At 57.0% G+C, this 17,441-nt stretch carries 11 protein-coding genes; all 11 read left to right on the top strand.

The window, feature by feature from the left end:
* The first annotated feature begins 166 nt into the window (after positions 1-166).
* The 11 genes from H8E27_12800 (at position 167) to H8E27_12750 (ending at position 17,438) form a co-directional block, all read left to right on the top strand.
* Positions 167-325 (top strand): hypothetical protein, encoded by a 159-nt coding sequence (locus tag H8E27_12800; GenBank protein MBC8326494.1) that lies wholly within the window; start codon positions 167-169, stop codon positions 323-325.
* Between the two features lie 72 nt (positions 326-397).
* Positions 398-580, top strand: coding sequence for a hypothetical protein (locus H8E27_12795; protein ID MBC8326493.1), 183 nt, complete (start codon positions 398-400; stop codon positions 578-580).
* Positions 581-765: 185 nt separating this feature from the next.
* Entirely contained in the window at positions 766-1,164 is a 399-nt protein-coding gene (locus H8E27_12790) for a hypothetical protein (protein MBC8326492.1), read from the top strand.
* Between the two features lie 167 nt (positions 1,165-1,331).
* The gene (gene recC, locus H8E27_12785; GenBank protein MBC8326491.1) at positions 1,332-4,658 is read left to right on the top strand and encodes an exodeoxyribonuclease V subunit gamma; all 3,327 of its coding nucleotides are present in this window, start codon (positions 1,332-1,334) and stop codon (positions 4,656-4,658) included.
* A complete protein-coding gene (gene recB / locus H8E27_12780; GenBank protein MBC8326490.1) occupies positions 4,651-8,412 on the top strand; it encodes an exodeoxyribonuclease V subunit beta in 3,762 nt (1,253 codons plus the stop codon). Before recC ends, recB begins: the two co-directional genes overlap by 8 nt.
* Complete coding sequence (recD, locus tag H8E27_12775) at positions 8,409-10,265, top strand: exodeoxyribonuclease V subunit alpha (protein ID MBC8326489.1); 1,857 nt, start codon at positions 8,409-8,411, stop codon at positions 10,263-10,265. Before recB ends, recD begins: the two co-directional genes overlap by 4 nt.
* Positions 10,266-10,322: 57 nt before the next feature.
* Positions 10,323-11,390 (top strand): CDP-alcohol phosphatidyltransferase family protein, encoded by a 1,068-nt coding sequence (locus H8E27_12770; protein ID MBC8326488.1) that lies wholly within the window; start codon positions 10,323-10,325, stop codon positions 11,388-11,390.
* Complete coding sequence (locus tag H8E27_12765; GenBank protein ID MBC8326487.1) at positions 11,387-12,403, top strand: flippase-like domain-containing protein; 1,017 nt, start codon at positions 11,387-11,389, stop codon at positions 12,401-12,403. The genes H8E27_12770 and H8E27_12765 overlap by 4 nt, the downstream gene beginning before the upstream one ends.
* Before the next feature lie 39 nt (positions 12,404-12,442).
* Complete coding sequence (locus tag H8E27_12760) at positions 12,443-13,384, top strand: leucine-rich repeat domain-containing protein (protein MBC8326486.1); 942 nt, start codon at positions 12,443-12,445, stop codon at positions 13,382-13,384.
* An 84-nt stretch (positions 13,385-13,468) separates the two neighbouring features.
* Positions 13,469-15,289, top strand: coding sequence for a VacJ family lipoprotein (locus H8E27_12755; GenBank protein ID MBC8326485.1), 1,821 nt, complete (start codon positions 13,469-13,471; stop codon positions 15,287-15,289).
* A gap of 292 nt (positions 15,290-15,581) precedes the next feature.
* Positions 15,582-17,438, top strand: a complete 1,857-nt coding sequence (locus H8E27_12750) for an alkaline phosphatase D family protein (protein ID MBC8326484.1) — start codon at positions 15,582-15,584, stop codon at positions 17,436-17,438.
* The last annotated feature ends 3 nt before the right edge of the window (positions 17,439-17,441 follow it).

The following is a 17,441-nucleotide window of genomic DNA, read 5'->3' as shown; positions in this document are numbered from 1 at the left end:
CAATTGCCGGCGCGGGTTTTTTGTGCCCTTGTGCAAACCCCAATGAGTGCTAGCTTTCGCTTATGTCGCAAACGGTCCCATTGGACGAAATGACGATGGATAAAAAACCCCGATTGGTTGAAAGAGCAACTGCATCGCTGCGTCAAATGAAACATAGAATTTCGAAATGAAACTGACACTTATGACCGCGACGATTTTGATGTCTTTGTTTTGGGCAAACTTTCAGACATCTGCCGGCGAGCCGCACACCGATTTGCCCAAGGCACTGGCCGAGGCCAAGGCGCATCACAAGCCTGTGTTCATTTACGTTTATGATTCCATCTGAGGACGCTTTTGCCGGGCCTTGGAAAGGAAACCGGAGGCGGACCGTGCGTTCGCGAAACTGACACCCAAATTTGTGGTTCTGCATTTCGATACCCGGAATGGACGCGCGCCTCACGGGGATCGGCTGAAAGTAAAACGCAACCAAACTTACGCCATTGTGCTGAGCTCCGATGGCACAGAAATCGCCCGCACCGACAAGCCCGCCGACCTCAAGCCAGTGGTGGTGCTAATGAAAAAAGCGTTGAAGAAAAAATGACCCTCGCTGCAAACCCCACCTGTTTATGACAAGAAAAGGTCGATAAACGTGCGGTTTTGAAAAAATTGAGTTGAATGCACCCTGCCCTTTATGGCGTCTTATCCCTCCCGCACTTAAATTAGGGAAACAAACTAAGACACAAATACGAAACCATGCTGAAACACGTTTTTACAAAAACACTGATAGTGGCCGCCTTTTTGACAGGCATCGCCGTGACCACCCAAGCCGCGCCCGCACAAAAAATGTGCCCGCTAATGATCGAAGACGAAATCGATGAAGAAGAGTTCGTCGTGTACAAAGGTGTCAAAGTCTACACCTGCTGCGGCACATGCAAAAAACTTTGGGCCCAAAACCCGGATTACTACGCCGTAGTCAGCGTCGAGCAAGCCCCGCAGCTCAAAGCCGTGGCCTCCAAAACCATCAAGCCGATGGCGCAGCAATTCTGCCCCGTGTACAGCGACACCCGCGTACATCCCAAGAGCCCGTCCATGGAATACAAAGGCAAAAAAATCTACTTCTCCAAGGAACGCGCCTTGACCCGCTTCAAGGGCAATCCCGCGAAGTACGAGAAAAACCTCAAGTAGGATTCTCCTAACCCATTTGCAAGCCCCCGCGTGCGGGGGCTTTTTTGTGTCCTTACAATCCTGGGACTACCATTGTCCCACTGGCTTTGATACGGTCTTCTTGTCGTCTGCAATTTGGAAAACTGTTTGCGAAACCGATATCTAATAATTAGAATAATATCCACCCAATGGCAGGCATCCAAATTCATGCAAGTAACGACCTCGAGCGACTGGCTACGCATCTGGCCGGGCTGCTGCGTAACTATCGGCCAACGGATCCGTTTGAGCCACAAATGGTGGTGGTGCCCAGCTTGGGGATGCGGCATTGGCTCACACGATGGCTGGCAGAAACAGAGGGGATTTGCGCGAACATTGAGTTAATTTTTCCAACGGATTTTATTGAGCGGTGCGTAGCGAATGGCAAAGACGTGTCGGGGTACGGATCAGAAGCACTAACTTGGCGTATTCTGGGTTTGCTCAATGGAACCACGCTTGAGGAGCCGGCACGTTTTCTGAAAGACGACCCGCGGCAACTCAAAGCCTTTGGGCTGGCCCGGCGCGTGGCAGGCTTGTTCGATCAATATCTTTTATATCGGCCCGAGATGCTGGGCCAGTGGCCGAGCGGTGAGGCGGCGCGGTGGCAGGCGGCGTTATGGCAGGGTGTATACCGAGGCGTGGGCACCGATCATCCGGCGGCCTTGCGGGAGATTTTTTTGACGAAGCCAACGGCGGCCGGAACCGGCCCGGTTTTTTTATTTGGATTGGGAATGTTGCCGCCAGAACACTGGAAGGTGATCCGCGCCTTAGCTACTCAACAAGCGGTACATTTGCTGGTCACCCAACCGACGGCTGAAATTTGGGATGATCTGTTATCCGTGCGTGATCACTGGCGCCAAGTGGAGGTGGCCGGGAGCGAGGTGCCCGCTTCGCCCGACGGGCATCCCCTGCTCGTTTCAATGGGCCGCGTGGGTCAGGAATTTCATTCAATGTTGCTGGGTGGAAACGAGGGCTGGGACGAAGCTCTTTTTGGGAAACCCAAGCGCGGCACACTACTGCGGGAATTACAGGCGGATATTGGCGCAGTGGATTTGCCCGCGCGTGATGGGCGCAAGGCGCCAATGGATGACTCGTTGCAGGTCCATTCCTGCCACGGCGCATTGCGCGAGGTTGAAGTGTTGCACGATCAGTTGCTGCATTTATTCCAAACGCACGATGACCTTGCCCCGCACGAAGTAGTAGTGATGACGCCCGACATTGAATCGTATGCGCCCCTCATCCGGGCGGTGTTCGATAATCCGGAAGATCCGGCCAGCTGCATTCCCTTTACTATCGCTGACCGCCATCCGCGGGCGGCGAGCGCCATTGTGGATGCCTTTCTGTCGTTGCTGGAAATGGATGATACCGTTTTGCCAATCAACGAAGTGCTCACCCGATTGGAAACAGCGGCGGTGAGCCGACGGTTTGGCATTGGCGCGGAGGAACTGCAATTGTTGTACCCGCGCTGTCGCGATGCCCACATCAATTGGGGTTACGATGCAACACATCGCGACACGTCCATTGGCATCAAAAGTGAAACGCCCGAGGAACAGAATACGTGGCGCTTTGGCTTGGATCGAATGGTGCTGGGATACGCGATGCAGGCCGATGGCGAACAGCTCTGCGAAGGTCGGCTGCCGCTGCCCGGCGTGGAGGGCGACTTGGCCGAGGCCGTGGGAGGGCTGTCCGATTTCGTGGACGCGCTGCATGCAACGGCTGAGGATTTCCAAACGTTGCGTCCGGTCGCCCAATGGACCCGCGATTTGCGGGCGTTGCTGAAGCGTTTCTTTGACGCGCGCGGCGATGAAAAGGATGAATTGGGCCAACTGCAAAAAGCCATTGACCGGTTGGAAAAATTGGCGGGCGACGCGGACTACACTGCTGAAGTGGACATCGCCGTGGTGCGCGCGCAACTGCTGGCCACGTTGGAGGAAACCAAGACACGCGATGGCTACCTGCGCGGTATGGTGACGTGTTGCGCTCTCAAGCCGCTTCGCAGCGTGCCGTTTCGCGTGATTTGTTTGCTGGGAATGAACGATGGCGTTTTCCCGCGGGCCGACAGAGCGGAGGCCTTCGACTTGATGGCCGTCCGGCGAAAGCCCGGCGACCGCTCGGTGCGCGATGATGACCGCTATCTTTTTTTGGAAACCGTGTTGGCGGCGCGTGAAGTCTTGTATTTCAGTTATCTGGGCCAATCGCAGGCTGATGAGCACTCGTATCCGCCTTCGGTTGCGATTGGTGAACTGCTCGATGCGTTGGATCGCTCGTTTGAATTTGAGAAATCCGCGCGGGATACTCTGGTGCACGAACATCGGCTGCAGGCTTTCAGTGCGGCGTATTTTGACGCCGACAATCCGAAGCTCATTAGCTATTCCGCCACCCAAGCCGCCGCAGCGGAAAAGCTGCGGGAAACTTTGGGGCGCGATGAAGAGGCCGTCGAGACGGCGGCGGAATCCCAATGGTTTATCAAACAACCGCTGGATCCCCCGGAGGCGGAACGCAAGGCGGTGACCCTCGATGAGCTGCTGCAATTTTACCGGAAACCCGTGGAACACTTTGTGCGCAACCGGATGGAGATGTATTTGCGGTCGCGCGACGATTTGTTGGCCGACGAAGAACCGTTTGTGTTGAACAGGCTGGATGAATATAAAATCAATGACGATCTCTTGAAGCTCGCGCTGGATGCGGACGTAAATCTGGAAGACGCAACGGCTGCGCTGCGGGCGCGATTCCAAGCCGAGGGAAGGCTGCCGCACGGCGAATTTGGCCGTGCGACCTTTGAGAATTTGCGCAAGCGAATGGCCCAATTTACCCAAAGCCTGCGCGCGGAACCTTCGGGTTCCTTGGTGCCTCAGGCGGACTTGCGGGAAACGGTGGATCTCAAAATCAGGGGATTTCACCTCACGGGCGAGCTGGATTCGTTTGCCGATCCCCGCACTCAAGTGAGCCTGCGCTGCGCCAACGTGAATGGCCGCGAATTCTTGGCCGGCTGGATACGGCACGTAGTGTGGCACGCACTTTCTCCGGCCACGCTCTCGCCCACACTCACCCTCGTCGTCGGCCAGAAAGAAGGCGTGCAGGAGTTGAAATGGCTCAAGCCCATTGAGAAAATCGAGGACGCTCACCAATGGCTGGCTGAATTGCTGCAGATTTATTGGCAGGGCCAACAGGAGCCGTTGTTGTTTTTTCCAAAAACGTCGTTCGCTTTTATGAAAGCCAGCACGAAGGGCGCGGATGACCCAGAAGCCATTCAGGCCAAGCGCATCGAGGAGGCGCGGAAAAAATGGGAGCCGGATGAATTTGGCAAAGGATTTCCCGAAAGCGAGGATGCTGCTCACCAGCTTTGTTTTCAAAATGTGGATCCACTGATCGATCCGCGTTTTGCCGAGTTGGCTCAAGCCATTTTTGAACCCTTGGTGAAACACAACCCCACGCGCCGGAGCAAAGCCCTCACAGACTTGAGAGATCCAAATGAGTGAACCTGTAAAACAAGAATTTGATTTAACTAACGCCTCGCTGGAAGAGGGCGTGACGTTGATTGAAGCCAGCGCGGGCACGGGCAAAACCTATAACATCGCCGGGCTATTCACGCGGCTCATTTTAGAGCGCGGGCTGGAGGCGGGCGAAATTCTCGCGGTAACGTACACCGAAGCCGCCACCAAGGAATTGCGCGACCGCGTCCAACGCCGATTGGCCGAAGCCCTGCTGGTGCTCGAGACGGAAAAGGTCAAAGACCCCAACGATCAGTTGATGAATCAAGTGCGCGAAAAAGCCGCCTCCGGTGAGCTCAACCGCGAAACCTCCAAGCTGCGATTGCAGTTGGCGCGGGCGGAATTTGACAATGCGCCCATTTTCACCATCCACGGTTTCTGCCAACGAATGCTGGCCGATCGCGCTTTCGAATGCGGCCGACCTTTCGAGCAGGAAATCACCACGAACGAAATCGGGTTGCTGGGCGAAATCGCCCGCGATTTCTGGCGCGTCCAAGTGGTGCCCCGCAAAATGACCGCCAGCATTCTGGTCGGCGAAGACCTTTCTCTCTGGCGCGGCGGCCCCGGCAACAAGTGCCTTGGGCCAGACGGACTGGCCACGCTGGGCAGCCCGCTGTTGAATTATCCCGGGCTGGAAGTGCGCGGCCCCATCACCGATCAATCGATGGAGGATCTCGAACAGGATTTGGAAACCGCCATTTGCGCCCTTGCCGATTTGGATGGTGCGCGGGCTGATGCCATCAGGTTCCTAAAGGAAAGCAAACTCAAACGCGGCCCTTACAAATCGGAAACGGTGGATGGTTATCTTGAGAGTTTGGAGGCCATTGAACAAATGTCTTTCACCGCCAGTCACTGGAAAGATTTGAGCTGGTTCCTGCCCGAAACGATTCTGGAACCCAAAAATCAGAACATGGACTTTGAGCCGCCCGATTCTGACGCGATGTCATTCTTTGAGGCTTGCGAATCCATTTCAAAAACAGGCGATGCAATTGCCAATGGATGCCGATCCGCGTTTCTCCAATTTGCACAAACGGAATTGCCGAAGCGCAAAGAGGCGGCCGGGCTGCTGGGGTACGGCGATATGTTGACCGAGCTGGACGCCGTGCTTCGAGAGGCTCCCGATGGCCCCCTCGCCCAGCAAGTGCGCAGCCAATTCAAGGCGGCGCTGATTGATGAATTTCAGGACACTGACCCGGTGCAGTTGAATATTTTCAAGACGCTCTTTCACGGTGGAGGGCAAACTGCGCTGTTTCTCATCGGCGATCCCAAGCAATCCATTTACAGCTTTCGCGGTGCGGATATTTTCAGCTACCTCGCCGCGCGCGCGCTGGCCGACGAGGAGCGCACGCTGCTCACCAACTACCGCTCCGAGCCGCCATCCATCCAAGCCGTGGGTCAACTGTTTGAAAATCGTGGCAGCCACACTCCCGGGCCATTTTTCTTTGATGACATCCAATTCGAGCCCTCCAAGGCGCCGGATAATTATAGCGATCGCGGGGCAACATTGGTGGGCGATGCTGCCGCTCACTTAAATTTCTGGCTATGGCCTGGCACGGAAAAATCACCCTCGGGGCTCCCGCGCGTAGGCGATGACTGGGTGGCCGCCGGCAAGGCCCGGGGCGAACTCCCCGGCGTGGTGGCCTCGGCGATTGTGAAGCTGCTGCACAGTGACGCGCATTTTGAACAGCCCGGCAAAGAGCCCCGGCCGGTTAAGCCTGGCGACATCGCCGTGCTCGTCGCCAAGAACGCCCAAGCCGTGGCGATGAAAAAAGCCCTCGCGGAACGCGGCATTCCGGCAGTTTTGAAAACTCACGAAAGTGTCTTTGCCAGTGCCGAGGCGGCCGAGCTGGAATTGCTTTTGGAAGCCCTCGCCGCACCTAATAACCTCAGCCGAATCAAACAACTCCTCGCCACAGATCTCCTCGGGTTCGACGGCCACGCCTTGCATCGGTTGCCGGAACTCTACGACTTGGGGCCCACTTCACTCTCCGAATGCACCGAAGACGAACAACGAATGATCAAGGTGGCCAAAGGCTTGTCGGATTATCAGGCGCTGATGGTAAAGGAAGGTTTCCTGCCGATGTACCGACGATTCCTCACCGAGGGCAAAGTGCGCGAACAAGCATTGCGTTTTGATGATGGCGATCGCCGTCTCACTAACCTTTTTCATCTGGGCGAAATTTTGCAGGACACGATGGCCACCCATCGGATGAGCGCCACTTCCCTCGCCCGTTGGCTGGCACGTCAACGTCAGGACGACCGGCCCGATGACAAAAATCAACTCCGCTTGGAGAGCGACGAAAATGCCGTGCGCCTCGTCACCGTACATCGCAGTAAAGGCTTGGAATATCCGATCGTGTACGTGCCCTTCGCGTGGGATCGGAAAAACACGCCAAAGGAAGGCTTCGTTTTTCATCCCGACGCCAAAGAACATCCCGGTCAGGTCGTGCTCGATTTGGGCTCCAAAGAAGTAGAAAAAAGCCGGGGACTTGCCGCACAAGAAACGCTCGCCAACGAGTTACGCCTCCTCTACGTGGCCACCACCCGCGCCAAGCACCGCTGCACCGTGGTCCACGGTCGGCTGGGTAATCCGAACAAACAAGGCCAAAAGGAAATCACCAGCCTCGCTTGGCTGCTCCATCCCGACGCGGGCATGGAGGTGGCCCCCGCCGACAACGACGCCGGCATCGCCAAGCTCACCCCGGAAATGATCACCGAAGATTTGGAGGCATTGGCCAAAAAAACGGGCGGGACTATCGGCTCCGAATTGCTGCCTCAATCAAATGGCGACCGCTGGAAGTCCAAGACGGCTTCAGATCAACCATTGTCCGCCCAGTCCTTCACCGGCAACACCGATGCCCGCGAAGGCATCCACTCCTTCTCCGGCTGGACGGCGGGCGACCATCATTTTCACGATCGCCACGAAAAACCTGACCACGACGCCGGAACCAACGAACCGGTGGAGCCCGCCGAACCCAAGGGCATCCACAAATTCCCAGCCGGCACCACCGCCGGCAATTGTCTCCACGGAATTATGGAGCATCTCGATTTCGAAAAAGCCGCCACCAACGACGCCTCACAAAACGCCATCATCGAGAAATACCTCGAACGCTTTGGATTCGGTGAATTGAAAGATGGATTGACCGAAGCGTTTCACCAAAACATTCGCGATCTCCTCAACACGCCTTTGCGCGCAGGCGACGATTTCACCTTGGCGAAACTAAAAACCAAAGACCGCATCGCCGAACTGGACTTCACCCAGCGTTTAGCCAAGGTGGAACCGGCCCAACTCCGCGACATTTTTGCACGCCATCAAAGTGACGCCTGGCCGAACACGCTGCCGAATCGTATCGGCCAACTTTCATTTAAAACATTACGCGGCTATATGCGCGGCTCCATCGATCTCGTCTTCCGCCGCGGCGAACGCTTTTTCATCCTCGATTGGAAATCCAACCGCCTCGGCCACGACGCCAGCGCCTACACCCCCGACCAGCTACCCGCCGCGATGGCCCGAAGTTTTTATCACCTGCAATATCATATTTACACCGTGGCGCTCGATGCCTACCTGCGCCAACGCGTGGAAGGCTACGCGTACGCCACCCATTTCGGCGGCGCGTATTATGTGTTCAACCGCGGCATCGACCCCGCCCGGCCCGGCCAAGGGATTTTCTTTGACCTGCCACAACCCGAATTGATCGCCGAACTCTCAACCGCCTTCGGCCTGCACAAAAAACAACAATGAGTCACGACCTAAACACTGTTTTCGGTGAACACGCTTCCGTGGTGAACAGCGACGAATTTCGCTCCGTGGATCGCGCGCTTGGCGCGTTGCTGCATCGAATGGACACGAAAGCCCCTCCGGAGCTGGCCCTGGCCGCCGCAGTGCTTTCCCGCGCGCGCGGGCGCGGCGATGTTTGCCTGCCCTTTGGCCCAAAAGAATTCCAATCCCAACTCACGCGCGATCACGGCGCCCCCCTTCCCCTGCCCGCACGCGAGGATTGGCTGAAGGTGTTGAATAACAGCCCGCTTGTCGGCAAGCCCGACGATTTTCAGCCACTCATTCTCGATGACGCGCACCGCCTTTATCTCCACCGTTTGCACCACTTTGAAACCGGCCTCGCCGAAACCCTGCGCGCGCGCGCGGCGGAGCCACCCGATGCCCTTGATGCGGCGGATTTCAAATCAAACCTGCCCGCGTTTTTCCCCGGCAGCCAACCTTCGAAAGACGGCCTTCACCGGCAATACCTCGCCGCGTACGTGGGCCTCACCCGAAGGCTATCCATCATCACCGGCGGCCCCGGCACCGGGAAAACTTATGTGGCCGGACGCCTGCTCACTCTTGGAATCAAACTCGATGTGATCGATCCCCTCCGCATTGCCCTCGCCGCCCCCACCGGCAAAGCCGCCGCCCGTTTGCAGGAACAAATCCGTAACGCACTCGCCGATGCCGAAAAAAGCCAACTGCTTCCCAAGCCACTGGATGCCGCCGAATTGCCCGAAGCCCGCACCCTGCACCGTTTGCTCGGCGCTTGCGCCGATGGATCGCGCTTTCGTTTTGATGAAAACAATCTGTTGCCTTACGATGTGGTACTCGTCGACGAAGCATCAATGATTGATCTCACAATGATGGCTCGCCTCTTCCACGCCTGCCGTTCCGATGCCCGCATCATCCTCTTAGGCGATCCGGACCAACTCGCCTCCGTGGAAGCGGGCAGCGTGTTGGCCGACATCTGCGGCAACGCCCACGACCTCCCCGCCACGCCCGAATACACCGCCGCCGCAGCCGCCGCCACCGGCCAGCCAATCCAATCCGTAAAGGAAACCAACCCACTCGGCGACTGCGTGGTGCGGCTGGATTTCAGCCATCGCGCCGCTAATTCACAAGATATTCTCACCCTTGCCGCACATATTAACGATGGGAATGCTGCCGCCGCAATCCAGTGGATGGATCAACCAGAAAACACTCATCTCGCCCGCGAAACCCTTCCAGCTGCAAATCAACTCACCGACCGTCTATTGACTCCCGTTCGTGATGTCTTCCAGCAAGTCACGCAAGCCGACAGCCCCGAACAGGCTCTGACGGAGTGGAACGCGTTCCGCATTCTGTGCGCGATGCGCCGCGGCCCCTTCGGTGCGCCACGTATCAATCAACAGCTGGAACAAGCCCTGCTGGAATCCGGCGACCGCAAACCCGGCCAGTGGTATCACGGACGCCCCGTCATCATCACGCGCAACAATTATCCCACCCGGCTTTTCAATGGCGACCTCGGCATTGTCTGGCAGGATAAAACCGGGTTAGCCGTTTATTTCATCAACCCAACCGGTGAGCTGATGCAATTTGCCCCAGGGCGGTTGCCCGAACACGAAACGGCCTTTGCACTGACAATTCATAAATCGCAGGGGTCGGAATTCGACCGCGTACTTGTGGTATTGCCTTCGCAATCTGCGCCGGTGCTCACGCGTGAGTTGGTGTACACGGGTATCACGCGTGCCAAAAACGAAGTCACCTTGATGGCCCCGCCGGAAGTCCTCACCGACGCCATTGAAGCCAAGACCACCCGCGCCTCCGGCCTGCGCGACGCGCTCTGGAGTTAGCCGCTAAATTCCCTTGCTTTGCGGGCGGAGGAGTTGTTGGGTACGCGGGAATTTGCTGTGAGTGTTTCTGTGTTTTTATTGGCTGATGACTCCGCGTGTCACCGCACGATTGCGGGACTTTCGGTGCTGGATCGGTTGGTGATGACTGCTCACCGTGCGGGCGCGGAGGACATCACTCTCGTTTGCGCCGGCGAACGGCCCAAGCTCACGCGCGCCAAAGCACTGGGGACCGCGGTGAACTGGGTAGAGGAGATGCCCCCGTTGGAGGAAAATTCACTCATCGCTTCCGGCCAATTGGTGGTGCAGTTGCCGGATTTTAAAAAAGTGCTGACTGAAGGCGGTCGATTATTTTCTGAAACGCGCGAACCGCTGCCGTGCGGCTGGGTGGCGGAATGGAAAAATTCGTTGGAAGATTCGTTGCCGGATCGCCCGCGCATCCATGCCCGTGGCGTGGCGTGTGCGGTGAAGGATGGCCTCAGCGCCGCGCAGGCGGAGGACGCCCTTTGGGACACGATGGGCAGCCCCACCGATGGCCTTGTGGACACGCATTTCAATCGTCCGATGGGTCGGCCATTGTCGCGGTTGCTGATTCACACGCGGGTCACGCCAAACCAGGTTTCTGTTTTCGCCACATTGCTGGGCGTGGTTGCGGCGGCTTGTTTCACGATTGGTTTGCCCCAATGGATGATCCTCGGCGCGGTGCTGTTGCAACTCTCGGCGGTGATGGGCTGCATCGATGGCGACCTCGCGCGGATGGGGTTTAAGGAAACTGCAATCGGCAAGTGGATTGAATTGGGCGGGAACCAAATTGTACGACTGTGCCTGTTCGCCGGCCTCGGCGCAGGGGTTTACAAACTCAACGGCAACAGTGGTCCGGCGTTGTGGCTGGGGCTTTCTGCGGCAGTGGGCACGGTGATTTTCTTCGCGGTGATGCTGCGCGCTCACGTTCGGCTCCAGTCGTTTATCAACAAAACCGCCAACCGCGATTTCTCCGTGCTGCTGCTCGCGCTGGTCATTGCGCAACGCGTTGATTGGTTTCTATGGATGGCGGCGATTGGCGTTCATTTGTTTTGGATCGCGGCGCTGTGGGTGCATCAACGCGATGACGCGGAGGTAACCGCGTGAAAAAAAAATGGCGCTTCTTGTTGCTCGCCGTGGGCCTTGCGTTGTTTGTGTGGTTCATCCAACGCACCGGCTGGACGGACATCCGCGACCCCTTTGCCAAGCTCGGCCCGTGGATGTTCGTGGCGCTCATTCCATACGCGATCGTGTTCACAATCGATTGCGTCGGCTGGCAGTTTACCTTTGGGCCGACGGCGTTGAAGGGCATTCCATTTCGCGTGGTGTGGAGCATTCGGCTCATTGGCGAAGCGATTAACAACGTGATTCCCAGTATGTACGTGGGCGGCGAGGCGGTGAAAGTGGGGCTGCTCAAACGCCAAGGCGTGCCGATGGTCACCGCGGCCTCGGCGGCGGTACGATCGAAGACGGCTCAGTCGGTGGCGCAATCCACCTTCATCGCGCTGGGTGCTGCGGTGGCGGCGGTAGCGTTGCCCGCGGAACACACGGAAATCAAATGGGCATTCGCCGCCATCGCGTTATTCGCCTTCACGTGTATGGCGCTGCTTTTCCGCATCCAACGACACGGGCTTTGCTCCACGCTCATCGGGTGGGTGCGGCGACTGGGATTTGGGCTGAAGTCGCTGGTGCCCAAGGAGAAAAAAATTCGCGAATTCGATGATGAAATTTATGTTTTTTACAATCGCGACAGAAAATATTTCCGCTGGTGCACACTCACGTATCTTGCCGGCTGGATGTTCGACACCGTGGAAATTATGGTCGTCGCCCATCTGCTCGGCGCGCAAGTGACGTGGGCCGATGCCTTTGCAATCGAAGCCTTCATCAGCGTGGCGCGAGGGTTTAACACCGTGGTGCCCGGCGCTCTGGGCGTGCAGGAGTTCAGCGTGGTGGGGCTGTTCACGCTCTTCGGCTACGGCCACGAGCTGGGCGCGCAGTATGCGGTCGTGCGGCGCGGACGCGATGTGTTTTTCGCGGCACTCGGCTGGCTGCTACTTTACGTCGGTGAAGCCACCTGGAAATCCCTGCGCACCGAATCCCAAGCCGAAGACGCAAGCTAACAACGATTGCATTTTCTTCACCAAATTCTACACTTCGTCATGCGTTTTTTTTGGATTCCTGTGATTGGCCTGTTGGCCGTGGGCTGCTCATCGGAAGCGGATAAACTTGAAGAGAAAGCAATGGCTGGCGATGTAAGCGCGCAGTTTGATTTGGCAACACTTTTTGAAGCCGCCGAGGAGGGCGAGGCGGATTTGGTCCAAGCCTACAAATGGTATGCCATTGCTTCCACCAATGGGGATGTGGTAGCCGGCGAAAACCTACGGGATTGCGCGGAAAATATGTCGGCCAAACAAATTGCCGTCGCCCAAAAGCTGGTGGCGTCGTGGGTGAAAATTCATCCGCCACAATTCACCAAGCCAACACAAACGAATCAACCCAAGGTAAAACCCAAACGCTTGTCCCCGCAGGAACGCGTTGAAGCGGCAGTACGGGCAGGGCTCGATATGCCGATGGACGCCGCACTCACGCCCGCCGACTGGGCGCGGGTGACGAAGCTTGATTTAGCCTCAATGCGATTGCGCGATCTTTCTTTGCTGGCTCAATGCCATGCACTGCGCGAAGTGGATCTCGGCAGAAATGGCCTTTCCAATCTCACACCGCTGGCGGGGCTATCCAAGCTGGAAGTGATCTATGCCTATGAAAACCGCATCGCCGACCTCAAGCCGTTGGCCAAACTCACCGCCCTGCGCGAGCTTCAGCTCTCCATCAATCCCCCCATCAACGATCTGCAGCCGCTGGCTAACCTCGCCCAACTTGAGGTGCTGGAACTCGACAGCTGCGGCGCGACTAATCTCCAGCCCCTCGCGCGCCTCACCCAACTCCGCCGCCTCGTGTTGACCTCCAATAAGGCAACCGACGTGACCCCGCTGTACAGCCTCACGAAGCTGCGCTTTCTCTCCATCAAACATTGCCCCATCCCGCCCGCGCAAGCCGCGGCCCTGCGCAAGGCATTGCCCAATTGCAAAATATTCGGGCCGTAAAGTTTTATTTTTCGCCGGATGGGCTTGCTATTTATTGCGCGCCCGAGCGATTATCCACGCGTTCCGTGTCGTTACAGTTTACTTATGCGTTTTGTTTACCCATCCCTCGTCCTGCTGATGGTTTGCCTTGGCCTGCTCGGCATTGGATGCGCCGCGCCGCGTACCTACTCGCTTCCGGAGGCATCACATCCATCCGACGCTCTGCTGATGACGCCTTCGGTGGCCGACCCCATTGAGCCAGTAAACCGTGCTTCCTTCGCGCTCAATGAATTTTTGTTTGCCTATGCGGTGGACCCGGCCGTAGGCGTTTACAACACGCTCATCCCCAAGCCCGCTCGCACGGGCGTCCGTAATTTTCGCAATAATCTGTTTTATCCGCTACGACTCGTCAGTAATTTATTGCAGGGCAAATGGAGCGGCGCGGGCACGGAGACCAAACGGTTTCTCATCAACACCACTCTCGGCGTGGCCGGCTTGGGCGATCCGGCCACGCACAAATACAACCTCGCCTCCACCGGCGAAGACCTTGGCCAAGTGTTCGGCCATTGGGGTTGGGAATCGAAAATGTATTTGTACGTCCCTGTGCTGGGTGCCTCCTCTGAACGTGATGCGCTCGGCAGCTTTACCGGATTGGGGCTTGATCCCGCCTCGCTTGCACCCGCCGCCCGGATTGGGATGGGCTTCAACCACGTCTCCTTTAGCAGCCGCACCCTAAGCCAAATGCTCAAGACTGAGTACGATCCGTATGAACTCGCCAAAATGAATTATACCCTCAAGCGCGATGCCCAAGTGCGCGACCTCCAATTCGGCGGCTCTGCCGAAGATACCGGCCAAACACAAACGCTGATGGCGATTTACTCGCGCCCAAAAAATCCAGACTTCGCCAAGCTCGCGGATGAACTCGAAGTAACACCCAAAAACTTCGCCCGTCCCCTCACCGTTTCCCTATGGCTGCAAAAAAAAGCCGCCCCCATCGCGTGGATCCTCCCCGGCCTCGGTGGCCACCGCCTCAGCACCCGCGCCCTCGCCCTCGCCGAACAAGCCCACACCGAAGGCTACCACGTCGTTTGCATCAGCAATAATTTCAACTGGGAATTCATCCGCAGCGCCCCCGCCGATTATTTGCCCGGCTATATGCCACACGACCTCGCCGCCATCCGTGCCGTCCAACAATCCGTCGCCGCCCACCTCACGACCAAACACGGCGCAGCGCACCTCACCGGCCAGTCGCTACTCGGCTTTTCAATGGGCGCTTGGTACACCCTCAACCTCGCCGCCACCAGCCCGCCCGAAACCTACGCACACGCCGTCGCCATCAACCCGCCGCTCGATCTCGTCCACGGCCTCAAAGCGCTCGACCGTCTCTACCGTACCCCGGGCAAAGACTCCGCAGCCCTCCGCCAAATCGCACTGCTTAAGATCGCCGTTAACCAAAAACAAACCGCTGAGCAAGGCGCCAACATGCCCTTCACCGACGCCGAAGCTTCGTACCTCATCGGCCTCAGCTATCGCATCACCCTCCGCCAAGCCATCCTCTCCGGCCACCTGAACCTCGAAGGCCGCGACCTCCCTGCCCGCCGCCGTCTTTACCACCGCGTCAACGCCCTCAGCTGGGAAGATTATTTCACAAAAATCCTCACCCCCCACCTCGCCCAACAAACCATCCCCGTTGCCACCCTCACAAACGCCAGCGACCTCCGCCAACGCCAAGCCGGCGCCACCGCCGCCAAAAGCCTCCACCTCGTCCTCACCAGCAACGACTTTCTTTTAAGCGACGAGCACCTGAACTGGTTCCGCCAAAACTTCCCCAACCAAATCATTTACAATGAAAAAGGCGGCCACATGGGCCAACTCTGGAAAAAAGAAGTCCACCAAGCCATTAGTGAAGTGATTCGCTGGAAATAATTGGGCTGCACCCGCCGTACCCGTCACAAAATAAAATGGGGTACTTTTTGGGAATTAGGTGGAACCGTTAAATTGGGGCGGGGCCGAGTTTCCCTGAATTACGATGGCGGGTTGGGATTTTCTCAGTAATGTAAGCCCTGCTCTCCGTTCTATTTTGTTTGTGTCGCCTTCTTCTTTTGACGGCAGAAGCTCGGCCCCATCCCCCCTCCTTCTTCGGGAAATTTTTTTGTAACACCGCAGTGTTGCGCAGTCTGAATTCTGCCCCTATCTTCCGAGCACCCACATTTTAATTATGAAAACTGCCATTACCCTTCTGCTTGGACTCAGTCTAAATCTAGCCCTCGAAACGCAAGCCCAGCTACCCGATGGCAATCCCACCGAGACACGTGTGACCCACGGGCCAATGCTCGGCAGGCCCGCACCCGATTCCATGAGCCTGTGGGTGCGCACCGAACGCCCTGGCAAGGTGAGGGTTCTTTACGGCACCAAGAAAGATATGTTCACGCACGAAGCATCCATTGAGACGACCGACATCACCCGTGATAACACGGCCATCATCACCATCAATAAGCTGAAACCTAATACGCGTTATTACTACCGTATCGATGATCATCAACTGGAGGGCTCTTTCCGCACCATGCCGCGCGCAGTAGATTTCAAGAACCCGAAGGGCAACCCCAAGGGACTCTTTAATTTTAAATTCGAGTTTGCCTGTGGCAACAATCAAGGGGGCGGCGGCAACAGCGCAGGGCCGACCGTCCCTGTATTTAAAACGTTGAATGCAAAAGTGCGCGACGACATCAACTTCGCCATTCTCAATGGCGACTGGCTCTACGAACAACGCCGCGATTATTCTCCAAAAGACTGGCTGCGCCAGGTCGGCCTCGACACAATGCAACAGGCCCCACGCATCGTTCAAAAGGCACCAACGGTGGTGGGTGTTTGGGAAAATTATAAAACCTACCTCACGCGGGGCCGTAACCTGAGTGAATGGCATCGTCATGTGCCCTCCTTCTACACTGCAGACGACCACGAACTGATCAATGACATCTATGGAACCGCCGAAGCGGGCTACGTCAATCGCCGCGCCGTCTTTCGCGATATCGGCACAAAAGCGTGGTTCGACTACCTCGCGTGGGCCAACCCCGTACAGCATAATTCATCCGCGTGGTTTGGCACCGGCAAGTTCAAGAAAAACAACGATGTACTTGAGGATCCCGAGGCGGATTTTACAAAACTAAACTATAAGGAACTGGGCAACCTACACGTGCACTGGGGCACTCCCACAGCCGGCGTGCCCGATGCCAAGCTTGATGGCCAACCGGGTAATCCAAACTCTGCAGTGTATGACATCGTGGAGGTGCTTAGCCCCACCAAAGTCCGCATCCATCCACCGGCCAAGGCTGACGGTACCGCGGGCTACTCCATTGGCCGCCGATGTTACGGCAAGTTCAGCGTGTCTAATTGCGATTTCTTCCTCCTCGACACCCGTTCACACCGCAACCTTCATAATGTAGACAAACCAGCAAACCCCAAGGCCACCATGCTGGGCAAACAACAGCTAAAGTGGCTTAAGGACAACATTAGCAAGAGTAAGGCTGACTTTATCTTCATCGTCTCCTCAGTGAATTTCATGGTGCCCCACGTGGGCAGCGGAGGGGGAGACGACCAGCAGCTCACCATTAAGAAAGATGATGCGTGGACGGTGTTCCTGAAGGAACGTGAGGAACTCATCGATTTTTGGGACAAGCTCGACAAAGGCGTCTTTGTGCTCACCGGCGACCTGCACAACAGCTTCGCCATTAAGATCACCGATAACGTCTATGAATTTGCAAGCGGCCCACACAACTCCATCAACCATGCGCCGATGAAGGACGAAGGCGGCCGCCCGGCCAACGGCAGATTCAAGTACGGTCCACGCGCCTGCGATATCCGCTGGAGCAGCTACGCCATGGCCGACATCCCGCGGGCAAACCGCACCTTCCCGCACTATTGCGTGGTGCAAGTAAACAACGTCTTCAACAACCCTGTGGAACGGAATGGCGAGCGCTGGTTTGCCTTCCCGCATCCCCAGGTAATGTTCCAGTTTCACGATGCCTTCACCGGCGCCTTGCGCTATTCTGAAACGTACGTGCTGGGAATGGACTAACAC

The organism is Limisphaerales bacterium (assembly GCA_014382585.1).
Taxonomy (GTDB): domain Bacteria; phylum Verrucomicrobiota; class Verrucomicrobiia; order Limisphaerales; family UBA1100; genus JACNJL01.
This window is presented reverse-complemented; position numbering and strand designations above follow the sequence as displayed.

Bases quoted from the DNA above. Each gene is read 5' to 3' on its own strand.
- H8E27_12760 (MBC8326486.1), top strand. From the start codon at position 12,443: ATGCGTTTTTTTTGGATTCCTGTGATTGGCCTGTTGGCCGTGGGCTGC.
- recB (MBC8326490.1), top strand. From the start codon at position 4,651: ATGAGTGAACCTGTAAAACAAGAATTTGATTTAACTAACGCCTCGCTG.
- recC (MBC8326491.1), top strand. From the start codon at position 1,332: ATGGCAGGCATCCAAATTCATGCAAGTAACGACCTCGAGCGACTGGCT.
- recD (MBC8326489.1), top strand. From the start codon at position 8,409: ATGAGTCACGACCTAAACACTGTTTTCGGTGAACACGCTTCCGTGGTG.
- H8E27_12755 (MBC8326485.1), top strand. From the start codon at position 13,469: ATGCGTTTTGTTTACCCATCCCTCGTCCTGCTGATGGTTTGCCTTGGC.
- H8E27_12800 (MBC8326494.1), top strand. From the start codon at position 167: ATGAAACTGACACTTATGACCGCGACGATTTTGATGTCTTTGTTTTGG.
- H8E27_12750 (MBC8326484.1), top strand. From the start codon at position 15,582: ATGAAAACTGCCATTACCCTTCTGCTTGGACTCAGTCTAAATCTAGCC.